The 15,490-nt window shown below is 64.0% G+C and carries 12 protein-coding genes; 7 read left to right on the plus strand and 5 right to left on the minus strand.

Annotated elements, in window-relative coordinates:
* Positions 1-16: 16 nt before the first annotated feature.
* The 5 genes from yidD to ACZ0AJ_RS01580 form a co-directional block, all read right to left on the minus strand.
* A complete protein-coding gene (gene yidD, locus ACZ0AJ_RS01560; protein ID WP_499453521.1) occupies positions 17-472 on the minus strand; it encodes a membrane protein insertion efficiency factor YidD in 456 nt (151 codons plus the stop codon).
* 1 nt (position 473) lies between these two features.
* A complete protein-coding gene (locus ACZ0AJ_RS01565; RefSeq protein WP_258836504.1) occupies positions 474-674 on the minus strand; it encodes a DNA gyrase inhibitor YacG in 201 nt (66 codons plus the stop codon).
* A gap of 15 nt (positions 675-689) precedes the next feature.
* Positions 690-1,445, minus strand: a complete 756-nt coding sequence (zapD, locus tag ACZ0AJ_RS01570; protein ID WP_183557256.1) for a cell division protein ZapD — start codon at positions 1,443-1,445, stop codon at positions 690-692.
* Positions 1,446-1,532: 87 nt separating this feature from the next.
* The gene (gene coaE, locus ACZ0AJ_RS01575) at positions 1,533-2,138 is read right to left on the minus strand and encodes a dephospho-CoA kinase (protein ID WP_183557259.1); all 606 of its coding nucleotides are present in this window, start codon (positions 2,136-2,138) and stop codon (positions 1,533-1,535) included.
* Positions 2,135-3,004 carry a prepilin peptidase gene (locus tag ACZ0AJ_RS01580; protein ID WP_499453524.1) on the minus strand — a complete coding sequence of 290 codons (870 nt, stop codon included), beginning with the start codon at positions 3,002-3,004 and terminating at the stop codon, positions 2,135-2,137. The genes coaE and ACZ0AJ_RS01580 overlap by 4 nt, the downstream gene beginning before the upstream one ends.
* 207 nt (positions 3,005-3,211) lie before the next feature.
* Here ACZ0AJ_RS01580 and ACZ0AJ_RS01585 point away from each other — a divergent pair, with 207 nt between their 5' ends.
* The 7 genes from ACZ0AJ_RS01585 to ACZ0AJ_RS01615 all read left to right on the plus strand — a co-directional run bounded on the left by ACZ0AJ_RS01585 (position 3,212) and on the right by ACZ0AJ_RS01615 (position 15,489).
* The gene (locus tag ACZ0AJ_RS01585) at positions 3,212-4,555 is read left to right on the plus strand and encodes an MBL fold metallo-hydrolase (protein WP_499453526.1); all 1,344 of its coding nucleotides are present in this window, start codon (positions 3,212-3,214) and stop codon (positions 4,553-4,555) included.
* A gap of 780 nt (positions 4,556-5,335) precedes the next feature.
* Positions 5,336-6,061 carry a gluconate 2-dehydrogenase subunit 3 family protein gene (locus ACZ0AJ_RS01590; protein ID WP_499453528.1) on the plus strand — a complete coding sequence of 242 codons (726 nt, stop codon included), beginning with the start codon at positions 5,336-5,338 and terminating at the stop codon, positions 6,059-6,061.
* Between the two features lie 3 nt (positions 6,062-6,064).
* Positions 6,065-7,840 carry a GMC family oxidoreductase gene (locus ACZ0AJ_RS01595; RefSeq protein ID WP_499453530.1) on the plus strand — a complete coding sequence of 592 codons (1,776 nt, stop codon included), beginning with the start codon at positions 6,065-6,067 and terminating at the stop codon, positions 7,838-7,840.
* Positions 7,841-7,852: 12 nt separating this feature from the next.
* Positions 7,853-9,241, plus strand: coding sequence for a c-type cytochrome (locus ACZ0AJ_RS01600; RefSeq protein WP_499453532.1), 1,389 nt, complete (start codon positions 7,853-7,855; stop codon positions 9,239-9,241).
* Positions 9,242-9,581: 340 nt separating this feature from the next.
* Complete coding sequence (locus ACZ0AJ_RS01605; protein ID WP_499453534.1) at positions 9,582-10,286, plus strand: MarC family protein; 705 nt, start codon at positions 9,582-9,584, stop codon at positions 10,284-10,286.
* 30 nt (positions 10,287-10,316) lie between these two features.
* Complete coding sequence (locus ACZ0AJ_RS01610) at positions 10,317-11,342, plus strand: porin (RefSeq protein ID WP_499453536.1); 1,026 nt, start codon at positions 10,317-10,319, stop codon at positions 11,340-11,342.
* Between the two features lie 115 nt (positions 11,343-11,457).
* Positions 11,458-15,489: a Pls/PosA family non-ribosomal peptide synthetase gene (locus ACZ0AJ_RS01615; protein ID WP_499453538.1), complete on the plus strand. Its 4,032-nt coding sequence runs from the start codon at positions 11,458-11,460 to the stop codon at positions 15,487-15,489.
* The last annotated feature ends 1 nt before the right edge of the window (position 15,490 follow it).

Here is a 15,490-nt window from a genome sequence, read left to right on the forward strand (position 1 = left end):
GCGTCAGGATGACAGATCAGCGCTGCTGCCGTGACTTCTTGCGCGCGTCGCCCCAGCCGCGCAGCCAGCGTGTAAGCCAGCGGTCGACCTTGTCGCACGCGCATTCCCCCGCTGCCTGGCAACCCACGCTCGCCAGAGCACTGCCCAGCGGCCTGCTGCAGCAATCGCACGGCAACAGGTCGCACTCCCCACGCTGGTAATGCAAGACAGGATTGGGCATCGCAACCACACGTGCAGCCAGCGCGCGGTCGTGCGCAGCACCACAACGCCGCAACTGGCGCCGCAGGAGCGGCAACCCCAGCCTCAGGCCATGGCGCGCGATGACGCGGTAGCCATGGCCCGAGCAGCTGGCGCGGCCCGTGGAGGCGCGCCAGGCGCAGGAAAAACCCTTGAAGGGGGAGAGGTGGCGCTGGTACAGGCGAATCGCCCACAGCGCCAGGCGCGTGCCGGTGGAATGCGGCGCGCGCGCCATGTCAGCGCTGTGGTGGCGGCGGTGGTGGCTCGTCGAACGGATCGAGCGGGTCGGCCGGCACAGCGCCGGGGATCACGAATTTTTCTTCGGCCCAGGCGCCCAGGTCGATTTGCTTGCAACGCTCGGAGCAGAACGGGCGATACTTGTTCGCCTCGATCCATTCGACTTTCTTGCTGCAGGTAGGGCAGGAGACAACGGTCATCGTACGGTCAATCGGTTAAAAATTACAGAGCGTCAGGTCGAACGGCACGTCCACCTCGAGTGGCTTGGGCTTGCAGTCGCCGTCCTGGCTGGTGAAGCGCACCCACAGCATGTACTTGTTGGCCGAGATCTCGGGGATCGCGCCGGTCGTTTCGTCGAGCGTCAGGCGCAGCATCTGGTAGATTTTACCCTGCAACATCTGCTGGTAGCTGCCGGCGGCGGCGAACATCTTGACCGATGCGCCGGAATTACGCAGCAGACGCAGCACCAGCGACAGCGCTTCGAGCAGCGGCGAGAGCGGGCCGAACCAGCCCATGATGTCGTCAAAACGCTTGTCGAACGGGCGCTTCTGCCAGGCGAAGTATGACGGCAGGTCGAACTCGCAGGCGCCGCCCGGGATGATCGTGCGGCCGCGGATGCTCATGAGCCATTCGTTCTCGCGCACGTTCTGCCCGGTCTTGCCCTGGCTTGCGACCAGCGCGCTGCTGGCTGCATCGAGTTCGGCCAGCACGGCGTCGAGCGTTTCGGCCACGACGGCCGGATTGCTGCGGTAGGCCAGCAGCGATTGCTTCTGGCGCTCGAGCTCTTGCAGCAGGTCGGATTTCAGATCGGCGCGGCCGGCCACTTCCAGCATGTCGAAAATCGTCGCGAGCGCGACATGGTGCTGCATCGGGTGTTCCTGATGCACGAAGAACTTGAATTTTTCGTACAGGTCTTCCAGCCGCAACAACGTGCGAATCCGCTCGTTGAAAGGGTATTCGTAGACGATCAAAATGACATTCCTCTGAATGTAGGCTGGAAGGCAACTGCGTGATTCTGAACCATGCGGGCCGAAATTACAAACCCTGCATCACTATTGTTACAGACTTAACGCGAGATACCGTTCATGCAATGCCTGCACCTGCGCCCGCAGGGCCTCCAGGCCGGCGTCGTTGTCGACGACGTCGTCGGCTTCGGCCAGGCGCCGGGCGCGCGTGACTTGGGTTGCCATGATCGCGCGCACCTCGTCGGCGGAGAGATGGCTGCGCTGCATGACGCGCGCCACCTGCGTGTCTTCACTGCAGTCGATGGCCAGCACGCGCGTGACGCGTTCGCGCCAGCTGCCCGATTCGATCAGGAGTGGTACGACATAGATGACGTAGGCGCCCGTGGCCGCCTGGCCGGCTGCCTCGGTCGCGGCGCGGATGCGCGGGTGCAGGATGGCTTCGAGCCGCGCGCGGGCGGTGGCATCCGAAAACACGAGGGTGCGCATGCGGGCGCGGTCGAGCGCGCCGTCCGGCTGCGCGAAATCGGGCCCGAACTCGGCCACGATGGCCGGCATCGCCGCGCCCTGCGGCGCGGTCAGCGCATGGGCGATGACGTCGGTGTCGACGATCGTCGCGCCCAGCGCGGCAAACAGGTCGGCGACCGTGCTCTTGCCGCAGCCGATGCCCCCGGTCAGTCCTACCGAAAACGCCGGCGTCATCCGAACAGACCCGCCGTGAAGCCGCCCAATTGCGCGCCATACAGCATCGTCAGCAGGCCCGCAGCCGCCAGGTAGGGGCCGAAGGGGATGGCCTTGTCGCGTGCGCGCTTGGCGAACACGATCAGGCTGATGCCGACGATGGCGCCGACGACCGACGACAGCAGGATGATCGTCGGCAGCGCAGTCCAGCCCAGCCACGCGCCCAGGCCGGCGAGCAGCTTGAAGTCGCCGTAGCCCATGCCTTCCTTGCCGGTGGCAAGCTTGAACAGCCAGTACACGGACCACAGCACGAGGTAGCCAGCGGCGGCGCCAATGACGGCGTCCTGCAGCGGCACGAAGGTGCCGTTCAGGTTGATGAGCAGGCCGGCCCACAGCAGCGGATAGGTCAGGTCATCCGGCAGCAACTGCGTGTCGTAGTCGATGCACGTCATCGCGATCAGCAGCCACGCGAACAGCAGGCTGCCCATGCCCATCGCGCCGCTGCCGAAGGTCCAGACCAGCAAGCCAGACACGATGGCGGTAAACAGTTCGACGGCCGGATAGCGCGGCGAGATCGGCGTCTTGCACTTGCGGCACTTGCCGCCCAGGACGAGATAACTGATGACCGGGATGTTTTCCATCGCCGTGATCCGGTGCCCGCAGCACGGGCAGGCAGAGCGGGGCACCGTCAGGTTGAAACGGTCCGTATGCGGTGGCGGCTGGCCGCTTTCCTGCGCAACATAATTGTCGGACTCGCGCTGCATCATCTTCGGGATGCGGTAGATGACGACGTTCAGGAAGCTGCCGACCAACAGGCCCAGCAGGGCCGCTACCAGCGTGGGTGCAAGCTGCGCAGGGAGCGCGAACAAAAGGGATTCCAGGGGCATGTCGGTCGTTTCGGGTCGGGTGGCATGCAGTACGGGCAAGCTGCACGGTAGATTCTGTAGAACAACCTTATTGTAGGGCGTTTCCCCCGTTTGGCGAAGCGCTTTGCCGGTTCCCGCCCACGATTGCGACGCCTCACGCGCGGTGCGTGGTCAGGCACCAGACTCGATCGTATCGACGTCCCGTGCCATCCCCATGCGATCACTCCTATGCAAACTCCGACCTTCACATTTCTGAACCACGGCAGCTGGTTGCTGCGCACTGACGGTGCGCTGTTGCTGGTCGACCCGTGGCTCGAGGGCACCGTGCACAACAATGCCTGCCGCCTGCTCGACGACGCTACCCGCGACGCGCACGTGATCGACGAACTCAACGCAGGCAGTTTGCCGGTGTTTATCTGGTGCTCGAGTTGCCGGCCCGAGCACCTGTCGCACTCTTTCGTGCAGCGTTTTCGCGCCGAATTTCGCGGCATCGCCACCTTCCTGTGCCGCGAGGGCGACTGGCGCCTGGCGGACGCACTGCGGCGTCATCACCTGCCCATGGCCACATGCCCCGTTGGCGCGCCGCGCGCGCTGGCCCCCGGCCTGCACCTGACGGCCCATGCCAGCGACGAGGGCGACCCCTATTGCCTGATCGCGTGCGGGCAGCACACGCTGCTGCACCTGGGCGAACGGGCGCTGGCCACTGCCGCCGCGTGCCGTCGCGCGGCTGTGCAACTGCGCGCGGGGCAGGTGCGTATCGATCTGCTGCTGACCAGCTTTGCTGCCCATGCGACGCCGGGCGAAGCCGCGACCGAACGCGGCATCGGGCGCATGGCGTGCCAGATCGACGCCTTCCGGCCACGGCTGGTCGTGCCGGTCGCCTCGTTCGCGCACTTCAGCCGCATCGACAACACGTGGCGCAATCACGGCCGTCCCACGCCACTGGACGTGCTCGACGCGCCAGTGCTGGCCGCGCTGCGTGGCGTCGTCCGGTTCATGCGGCCCGGGGCACAGATGGCGTTGGCCTCTGCGACGCCGGCCGCCTTGTGCGCGCAGCACGCCGAAGCGCTGGCGTACTGGATGGCGCGCTGGCGAGAGCAACCTGCGCCGTTGCCGCGCCCGGCCCAGGCCACGCTGGCCGAGCTGAAGGAGGCGTTCGTCGATTATCGCGACCGCGTCGGTGTGCATCTGCACGGCCTGCCCAGGATGCTGGAATGGCTTGGCATTCTGCGCCCGCTGCACCTTGCGCTGCCCGACCTGCACCGGACGATCGTGCTGTCGTACCGGCATGGCCTGCGCCCATTGGTGAGCGATAGCGGGGCCGATATCGCGATGTGTTCGGGGACGGCACTGTACCTGCTGCGCGCCGGGGACGGGTTCGACACGACGGTTGCGGGTGGCTGTTTTCAGAGCATGCGTGCGCAAGGCATGTCGATGTTCAGGCGTTTCTTCTTGCCTCAGCGTGGTTGCCAGGGCGTGCTGGCGCGGCAAGGGCCATCGAATATTGGCGGTGTGCTGCTGCGTGCGACATTAGTTTGGGCATGGCGTGCAATACGTACACCATTGTCGTGAATGCACTGCCTGAATTAACTGCGCCACTACCAATTACCATGCGAATCCAATGCCGGCGTGATGCCATATCGGTAATGTATTTGCTCTCATCATATTTGGTGATAGCAGCATTAAAAATATGCATGGGGTTGTCATTACATCTCGGCCAACGATCACTGCGCAGACACTGAAAATATTATTAGCTTGATATTATTACTAATTCTTTTTCATCCGATGTAGGCAGTAAAAATCGGATAATAGGGTGTTTTCAGGGATTGACGACGACTGTTACAGTGTTTCATTTATGCAACGTGTGAAGTTTTTTGTTGTCACATGCTGAGCCCATGTCGATGTGCCGGCGGAAGCCTGCAGCAGCGGCGCTCGCCCCCCTTAAGCGCCGATTGGGGTGTCGTCTACCATATGCTTTTCCTCTCGCCATTTGCAGAATGGGTCCATAGCGACACATTTGTATTGACGACGATTTCATTGTATCCGTGCGGCAATTACTTGGTGAAGCGGTGTATCCCCATAGGTGCGCACACCACCTAATACATTAAAACTCTTGAAATTTCTGAATATTCGAATGTTTCATTTGTAAATATATTAGTGGTACGGGCGCTGGTTTCCCTATGCGGCAATTAGCACGGTCGTATTAGTGCAAATCGGCGACAATCAACAAATACATAATGGATCGCGCCAATCCCCGCGCCGGGATTTTCCATAGCTTATCGAGATCAGCATGGTTATCATGTGAGATGCCTGATGCATATATATCCAACGTCAATATGGAGCAAAGACATTATGTCCGATGACCAGCAATCTCCTTCCCGGCGCCGCACGCTCATCAAGACCCTGGTGTTCGTGCCGATGGGTGCGGGCGCTGCAGCGGCGATCCAGCAGAACTTGCCCAACGCAACGGCCGCAGCGCCGGCCGAAGGCAAGCCAGATGCTTACACCCCAAAATTCTTCACCGCGACCGAATGGAAATTCGTCATCGCCGCCGTCGATCGCTTGATTCCGCATGACCAGCATGGCCCTGGCGCCGTCGAACTGGGCGTGCCTGAATTTCTCGACCGCCATATGCAGAGCCCGTACGCCGCCGGCGCGATCTGGTATATGCAGGGCCCGTTCCTCGAAGCGACGTCCGAATTCGGCTACCAGGGCAAGCTGGCGCTCAAGGACATCATCCGCGTGGGCATCAAGGCCGTCGACGCGCATTGCGCCAGCAGCTTCTCGGGCAAGGCGTTTGCCGATCTCGACCTGCGCATGCAGGAGGCGGTGTTGAAGGACCTCGAAGAAGGCAAGATCAAGCTGGCCGACATTTCGTCGAAGCTGTTCTTCGCTGATTTCCTCGCCGAAGTGCGCGCCGGCTACTTTGCCGACCCGAGCCACGGCGGCAACAAAAACATGGGCTCATGGAAGATGATCGGCTACCCCGGCATGCGGGGCGATTATCTGGAGTGGGTCAAGATTCGCGACAAACCGTATCCGCTCGGACCGGTCGATCTGGCGGGACGGAGAGGATAAAAGATGGCAATCGTAAAACCAAAAACAGATGCAGTGATCGTTGGCATGGGCTGGGTTGGCGCCATCATTGCCAAGGAATTGACGGACGCCGGCATGAACGTCGTCGTGCTCGAGCGCGGTCCTGACCGCGACACGCAGCCCGACTTCGCCTACCCGCGCGTGATCGACGAGCTCGAAGGCTCGGTGCACCGCAAGTACCTGCAGTCGCTGGCGCAGGAAACCATCGCCATCCGCCACAACGGCACGACGTCGGCCGTGCCGATGCGCCGCATGGGCTCGTTCAAGCCGGGTACGGGCGTCGGTGGCGCCGGTTCGCACTGGTCGGGTTGCCACTTCCGCGCGCTGCCAGAGGATTTCAAGATCCGCAGCATCATGGAACAGAAGTACGGCAAGAAGATCCTGCCGGCCGGCATGTCGATCCAGGATTTCCCGATCACGTATGAAGATCTGGAACCGCACTTCGACCACTTCGAATACGTCTGCGGCACCTCGGGCAAGGGCGGCATCATCAATGGTGCGCAGGTCGGCGGCGGCAATCCGTACGAAGGCTCGCGCTCGCGCGAATTCCCTCTCGGGCCAAACCCGGATTACCTGGGCGCCGAATACTTCTACAAGGCCGCCAACGCGATGGGTTACCACCCATACCCGATCCCGGCCTCGAACGCCTCGGGTACCTACGTCAACCCGTACGGTTGCCAGATGGGACCGTGTAACTTCTGCGGCTTCTGCTCGGACTATGGCTGCCTGAACTACTCGAAGGCGAGCCCGAACGCGAACATCCTGCCGGTGCTGCGTGGCCGCAAGGGGTTCGACCTGCGCACGATGGCGCAAGTGATGAAAGTGAACCTGACGCCGGACGGCAAGATGGCCACCGGCGTGAACTACCTCGACGCCCAGGGCCGCGAGACCGAGCAGCCGGCGGACATCGTCATCCTGGCCGCGTTCTCGCTCTACAACGTGCACTTGATGCTGCTCTCGGGCATTGGCCCGGCGTACGATCCTGTCACCAAGACCGGTACCGTCGGCAAGAACTATTCGTACCAGAACCTGAACCGCGTCTCGCTGTTCTTCGACGAGACCGTGCATGCCAACCAGTTCATGGGCATTGGCGGCGGCGGCGCCACGTTCGATGACCTGAACGGCAACCGCAACGATCCGACCAAGACCGGCTTCATCGGCGGCGGCATCATCTGGGCGCGCCAGCCGGGCGGCGGGCCGGTGCGCGGTATCGCGACCGCACCGGGCGTACCGGGCTGGGGCAGCGACTGGAAGAAGGGCGCCAAGGACGCGATGCGCCATTCGTTCTACTTCGAAGTGCAGGGTTCCTGCATGTCGTACGACGATGCCTATCTCGACCTCGACCCGAACTACAAGGACGGTTTCGGCCGGCCATTGCTGCGCATGACGTTCGACTGGCACGAGAACGAAATCATCGCGTCGCAATACCTGGTAGGCAAGGCGCAGGACATGTGCCAGGTGCTCAATCCATTGGCCATCAAGGGCGATGCCAAAAAGGCGGGCAGCCACTACAACATCAACCAGTACCAGAGCACGCACACGGTCGGCGGCGCCATCATGGGCGACAACCCGAAGACGTCGGCCCTGAACAAGTACCTGCAGTCGTGGGATGTGCCGAACGTGTTCGCGCCGGGCGCCAACGCGTTCCCGCAGAACAATGGCTACAACCCGACCGGCATGGTCGGCGCGCTGGCGTACTGGTGTGCCAAGGCGATCCGTGAGCAGTACATCAAGAACCCAGGCCCACTGGTTCAGGCATAAGAGGACAAACAGATGACGACGAAAAAACCTGTGAAAAAAGTCCTCCTGACGCTTGGCATCGTTGGCGCGCTGGTGTTTGCCGGCATGTACGGCTACGCCGTCGCACCGACCGAGACGCGCAAGATCGAACCCGGTCCGCAACTTGCAGCAGGCGCCAAGCCTGATGCCGGCCTGATCGAGAAGGGGCGCTATGTCGCCACGGCCTCGGACTGTATCGCCTGCCACACGGCGCCAAGCGGCAAAGCCTTTGCGGGCGGCCGCGTGATCCAGTCGCCGATCGGCAATATGTACTCGACGAACATCACGCCGGACAAGACGACCGGTATCGGCAATTACTCGCTGGACGATTTCGATCGCGCGATCCGCCACGGCATCACGCCGACCGGCGGCACGCTGTATCCGGCGATGCCGTTCCCGTCGTATGCCCGCATGAGCGACGACGACCTGCGCGCGCTGTACGCCTACTTCATGCACGGCGTGGCACCGGCAAGCGCCGCGAACCGCGCGGCCGACATCCGCTGGCCGCTGTCGATCCGCTGGCCGCTGGGCATCTGGCGCAAGACCTTCGTGCCGGTGCAGCGCCCGATGGACCTGTCGAAGTACGCTGACCAGCGCATCGCGCGTGGCGCCTACCTGGTCCAGAGCCTGGGTCACTGCGGCACTTGCCACACCCCGCGCGCGACCACGCTGAACGAGCTGGCACTGGATGAGTCCGGTCCTGAGTACCTGGCCGGCGGTCCGCTGATCGACGGCTGGCTCGCGGTGAACCTGCGTGGTGACAAGGTCGACGGCATGGGCAACTGGAGCGAGAAGGATATCGTCGATACCCTCAAGACCGGTCGCAACAGCCATTCCGGCGTGCTCGGCGAGCCGATGCAGGATGTTGTCCTGCACAGCACGCAGAACATGACGGATGCCGACCTGAGCGCCATGGCTGGCTACCTCAAGACGCTGCCGGCCACGGGCAACAAGAAAGCCAGCTTCACGGCCAGCACGGCGACGGTCGACACCATCATGAGCGGTGACGACAGCCAGCGCGGTGTCCAGCTATACCTGGACAATTGCTCGGCCTGCCACCGTGTCGACGGCAAGGCCTCGGGCAATGTGTTCCCTGCGCTGCCGGGCAACCCGACCGTGCTGCAGCAGGACCCGAGCTCGCTGATCCGCGTGATCCTGGCCGGCGCACGCCTGCCTTCGACCAAGACGGCGCCATCGGAACTGGGCATGCCGGGCTTCGCATGGCGTCTGTCGGACGAAGAGACGGCGCACCTGACCACCTTCGTGCGCAATGCCTGGGGTAACAAGGCCGCGCCAGTCGGTGCAGCCGATGTCGCCAAGGTGCGCAAGGCACTGAAGGACCACGAGATCCACGAGATGGACAAGGGCGATACCAAGCACTAAACGTGTGAGGGTAGCGTGACGGCGGCGCCGTCGGTACAGGGTCATTCACGTGATCCGGTGCTGGCGGCGCCGCTTTTTTTTTCACGGGTAGGGGGGCGGGTTTCCCGCCCACGCGTTCAACGCACCTTCGCACACCACGGAGCGACGCCAGGCGTGTGTCCATCCCGCCCGACCTTCCTGTACAGTTTATGCTGTGAGACCAAGAGCCCCCGTGACGACGGCAGGTTCGACATCGGCACGCGTCGTGTTTCGCTTGAAGGTGTGCACGTAACCATCCACCACGCCAGCAGCGCCATGCGCTGGCAACCGAGTTCAGCCTGACGGGGCTGCCGGACTATTCATGACGATCGAACTTATTCTGGTGGCAGCCAGGAGCTTCCTGTTTGTACTGGTGACGATGTTGCCAATCCTTAATCCGGCCGCAACCGCGCCGATTTTCCTGAGCCTGACCGAAGGCGCATCGCCGCCGATCCGCACGCTGCTGGCACGCCGCATCGCCCGCAACATGTTCTGGCTGATGGCCGGTTCGATGCTGATCGGCTCGTACGTCCTCGATTTTTTCGGCATCTCGCTGCCCATCGTCCGCATTGGCGGCGGCCTGATCCTGGCCTCCGTCGCCTGGCGCCTGCTCGGGGCCACGCCTGCCACCCCCGACAGCCGGGCTTCCCTGGCCGAGACCTTCACACCGGAACACGCCCAGCGCCAGGCCTTTTATCCGCTGACCTTCCCGATCAGCTGTGGCCCGGCCTCGATCGCCGTCGCCATCACGGTCGGCGTGGCCCTGCATGATGTCAAGGTGGTGTTTTCACTGGCGCGCATGGGCGGCGCCTTGCTTGCTCTGGGCCTCATCGGCGTGCTGCTGTACCTCGCGTTCCGCTACGGCGAACATTTCCTGCGCTTGATCGGCGAAGCCGGCACCGCCGTCTTCCTGCGCCTGACCGCGTTCATCCTGTTGTGTCTGGGCGTGCAGATTGTCTGGGACGGGGTGCGCGAACTGGTACTCAGTCTGATGCCGGTGGCCACCCATCTTGCCGCTTTAATTTGACCTTATGGTCCTGACCTTTGGAGACCATCGATGACGTTCCTCACCACCACACCTGCCCGCATGGCGTTTGCATTATCGGGCTCGCTCTGCTGCAGCGCCGCGTTCGCGCAAGACACGCCGGAACTCGACTTCTACGGCTCGCTGCGCACCCAGGTCGAATCGGTCCACCCCGACCGCGCCGATTCCTATACCGGCCTGCGTGACGCGTATTCGCGCGTGGGCGTCAGCGGCACCTACCCGATCAATGCAGATATGGCGCTCGTCGGTCAGGTCGAGCTGCCGGTCGATGTCGCCAACGCCAGACTGCGCGACCCCTATGATCAGGATGAACCCATCCGCATTGCCAGCGTCGGGGTGAAGGGCACGCTCGGCGCGCTCACCTACGGCCAGCAGTGGATGCCTTACTACAACGCGGTGGCGGCGCCCGTGGACATGTTCAGCACGTACTACAGCGGCTATGCGACCTACACCGTGTTTCGGGTAGCCAAGACGCTCGCGTATACAACCCCGGCCTACAACGGCCTGTCGTTTGGCGCCGGCTACGCCCCCAGCAGCGGCAACCGCCGTTCGACCTCGCGCATTGACGACCGCCGCTGGCAGGCCGTGGCCACGTATGTCCGCGGCGACACCCGTCTGGCGGCAGGCGTTGATGACCGGGGCGACGCGGGCTACGGCAAGAACCGCATCTACGGCATCACGCTGAGCCACCAGGCCAAGGCCGTGTATCTCGCGGTGAAGTACGAGGCATTCGAGACGGGCAACCGCCAGCCAGGCGGCTTCTCGACCGATGGCAACCGCGCCATCAATCTGTATGGCCACTATGTACTGGGCAAGAGCACGATCAAGCTGATGCTTGCCAAGGTGGACAACTACGGTGACGAAATCATCCACCTCGGTATCGATTACGCGCTGTCGCGCGACGCCAGGCTGTTTGCCGAGCTGTATCGTGAAGCCGAGACGGCGGCACTGACATCACGCCGTGGTGGCCTGGCGGACGTGGATGGCAGTGTGCGTGGTGGTCGTGCGCTGGCGGTGGGGCTGCGTTACGATTTTTGATGGGAGTGGGCAAAGCAGGGTGGGGCGCTGCCAGGCATCCGTACCATGCCATGGCGCCGGAAATTTTGTTTGATAAGCGCCTTGCGTAAATGCGCCTCAGCCTTATGTGGTGTCGATGAAAAATTCTATTTCCTCGACGCAGCATCCCGACATCCTGTACGGACCCCACCAGCCCGAGTTGCTGCGCGATGAAATCCTGGCCGACCTGCTCGAAGCCAGCGCGCAGCGTACGCCCGACCAGCCCGCCTTCGTGTCCGGTGCACGCCAGCTCAGCTACCGCGAACTCGACGAGCAGGCCAGCCTGGCCGCCTCGCGCCTGATCGACTCCGGCATCGGGCCAGGCGATATCGTCGGCCTGTGGATGCCACGCGGGATCGACCTGTTGATCATGCAGGCGGCGATTGCCAAGACCGGGGCCGCCTGGCTGCCGGTCGACGAAGACACGCCGGCCGAGCGCCTGCTGGTCTGCATGACGGACGCCGGTTCGCCGGCGCTGGTGACCAGCGAACGGATGCGCGAGCGCCTTGGCAGTATGACCCAACCCATCCACATGGCCGAGCACCTGCTGCTGCCCGCAACGGACGACTACGTGCTCAAGCGCCGCGGCGTGGTGCCGGGAAGCGCGCCGGCCTATGTGATCTACACGTCGGGCTCGACCGGCAAGCCGAAAGGCATCCTGATCGACCAGCGCAGCATCTGCCACTTCCTGCGCAGCGAAAACGCGGTGCTGGGTGTGCGTGCGGACGACCGTGTCTACCAGGGATTTTCGGTCGCCTTCGACATGTCGTTCGAAGAGATCTGGATTTCCTACCTGGTCGGCGCGACGCTCTGGCTCGGCCCCAAGGAAGCCGCAGGCGATCCGGAAGCGCTGCCGCGCCTGCTCGCCGAAAACGGCGTCACCGTGCTGCATGCGGTGCCGACCCTGCTGTCGCTGTTTGCCGAAGACGTCCCGAGCCTGCGGATCATCAACCTGGGCGGCGAGATGTGCCCGGAAGCCGTGGTCGAGCGCTTCTCGCGGCCCGGCCGTGTCATGTTCAACACCTATGGTCCGACCGAAGCGACAGTCTCGGCCAGCCTGGCGCGCATGGAACCCGGGCGCACGATCACCATCGGCGATCCGCTGCCGAACTATGGGCTGCTGGTCATCGCGACCGAGACCGACAAGGGCCTGCAGATCCTGCCGCGTGGCGCCACCGGCGAGCTGTGCATCACCGGTCCCGGCCTGTCTGCCGGCTATCTTGGACGCCCTGATCTGACTGCCGAAAAATTCCTGCCCAATCCATGGGCCTCTGGCAGCGACGATGCGCGCCTGTACCGCACGGGCGACCTTGCGCGCATCGAACCGGACGGGCAGGTCGTGTGCCTGGGCCGGACCGACGATCAGGTCAAGATCCGCGGCTTTCGCGTGGAACTGGGCGAGATCGAGGCCGTGCTGGCCCAGCAGGATGGCATCGGTACCACCGCCGTCCTGCTGCGCAAGGACGATGGCATCGACCGTCTGGTCGCCTATCTGGTGCCGACGCCGGCCGCGACCGACGAGCAGCTTGCGAGCGCCACGTTGCGCACGGCGCTGTCCGGCCGCCTGCCGCCCTACATGGTGCCGAGCCGCTTCGAAGTCCTCGCGGTCATGCCGCGCCTGACCTCTGGAAAGATCGACCGCAAGGCACTCAAGGCCATGGCATTGAGCGCGCCACTGCCGAGCGACCTGGCGGCATCGGACGCGCCGGAAACGCCGGGGGAGACCGCCTTGTTCGCGGCCCTTGTCCAGCTGTTCCCGGGGCAGCCGATCCGGCGCGAGCAGGATTTCTTTTCCGACCTGGGTGGCCACTCGTTCTTTGCCGCCCGCCTGGCAAGCGCCTTGCGCCAGGATCCGCGCTTTGCCCACATGACGGTGGGCGACATCTATCAGAAGCGCCAGGTTGGCGCGATCGCGGCCAGCCTCGATCAGGGCGCGGGAACGGCAGCGATGGAGGCCGACTGGACCCCGCCGCCGGCAGCGCGACGCTGGGTCTGCGGCCTGGCCCAGCTGGCGGTGTTTCCGCTGCTGGTAACGCTGCGCATGGCGCAGTGGCTGGCGCCGTTCTTCGCGTATCACTACCTGACCGGCGAGCCCGGCGACAGCGTCCCCCGGGCGGTCGCGGCAGCGATCGGCGTGTTCCTGCTGGCGACCGTCATGGAGTTCGTGCTGGCGATTGGCGGCAAATGGCTCGTCGCCGGGCGGCTCAAGCCTGGCGCGTACCCGCTGTGGGGCATGACCTACTATCGCTGGTGGCTGGCCGACCGCCTGATCGATGCGGCGCCCACCTACCTGCTGGCCGGGTCGTCACTGTACACCTGGTGGCTGCGCCTCTTGGGCGCGAAAATTGGCGACGATGTCGTGATCGGCTCGATGACGGTGCGCGCGCCTGAACTGCTGCAGTTTGGCGACAACGTCAGCATCGGCAATGCCGTCAATATCGAAAACGCGCGCGTGGAGCGCGGCCGCCTGCTCCTGGGGCGTGTCACGCTCGAAGACGACGCCTTCGTGTCGTCGTACGCCATCTTGGAAGGAAACACCCGCGTGGAGCGGCGCGGCCACCTCGAGGGCCAGTCGGCGCTGCAGGACGGTGGTGTCGTGCCTGCGAACCGCGTCTGGAAGGGCTCTCCGGCACGCGATGCCCATGCGTTCGATCCATCGGCACTGCCGCCGCGCCCGCACACGAGCCAGCTGCGCCGCGCAGGCGAAGCGCTGTTCTTCGTCTTCGGCATCCTGCTGGTTGCCACGCTGTTCTTCATGCCGGTGTTCCCGAGCTTCGTGCTGATCGACTGGTTCGACGAGCGCGGTGCGCTGGCCTGGCTGCAGGCGAGCACCATCGAAGGCCAGCTGGTGCGCTACTTCGTGCTGGCGTTGCCGGCCAGTGCCGTGCTGGTGTTCCTGACCATGCTGGTGTCGGCGGCGATCCGCTGGGGCTTTTTGCCGCGCATCCAGCCGGGCCGCTACGCCGTCCACTCGAATGCCTATTGCAAGAAGTGGCTGGTCAGCCACATCCAGGAGTCGAGCCTGAACGTTTTGCACGGCATCTACGCCACTGTCTACGCGCCGTTCTGGTACCGCCTGCTGGGCGCCAAGGTCGGACGCGATGCCGAGATCTCCACCGCGCTGGGCGTGGTCCCGGACATGCTAACGCTGGGCGATGAAACCTTCATTGCCGACGCCGTGATGCTGGGCGATGAACATGTCGATGGCGGCTGGATGACGATGCAGCCGACCGTGGTGTCGAACCGCTCGTTCGTCGGCAACGGCAGCTACATCCCGGACGGCACCATCCTGCCGGAGGGCGTGCTGGTGGGCGTTCACACCCACGCCCCGGACAACGAGCGCATGACGGCCGGCGACACGTGGCTCGGCTCGCCCCCGATTCGCCTGCCGGCGCGCGAACAGGTCGGCGGTTATCCGGAACACCTGACCTACAAGCCATCGCCCCTGCGCCGCCTGGGCCGCGCGCTGGTGGAAGCCTTCCGCATCGTGGCGCCGCATGCCATGGTGATTACGGTCGGCTACACGGTGGTTCTGGACCTGATGCCGATCGCCGGGGCAGGGCACTGGGGCGCCGTCATTGCCTATCTGGCGTTGATCGGTCTGGCCTACGGCATCGGTAACTACCTGTTCGTGCTGGCCTTCAAGTGGCTGTTACTGGGCCGCTACGAGAAGCGCGCGGAGCCGATGTGGACGCCGTTCGTCTGGCTGTCCGAAGGCGTCACCAATATGTACGAAGGCATTGCGGTGCCCAACTTTATGCGCTACCTGCGCGGCACGCCCTGGCTGCCGGTGGCCTTCCGCCTGCTCGGCTGCCACATCGGCAAGGGCGTGTACATGGACACCACCGACATCACGGAGTTCGACTGCGTGCACATCGGTGACCATAGCGAACTCAATGCGCTGTCCTGTCCGCAGACCCACCTGTTCGAAGACCGGGTGATGAAGATCGACCGCGTCGATATCGGTAGCAAGGTCTACTTGGGCCCGCGCAGCGCGGTGCTGTACAGCGCCCGCGTGGGGGATAACGCGCGCCTGGGACCACTCACGCTGGTGATGAAAGGCGAGCATATTCCGGCAGCGACGAGCTGGGTCGGTCTGCCTGCGGCGCCTTTGCGGGCGGCGGGGTGAG

It is taken from the genome of Telluria sp. AC161, assembly GCF_979258535.1.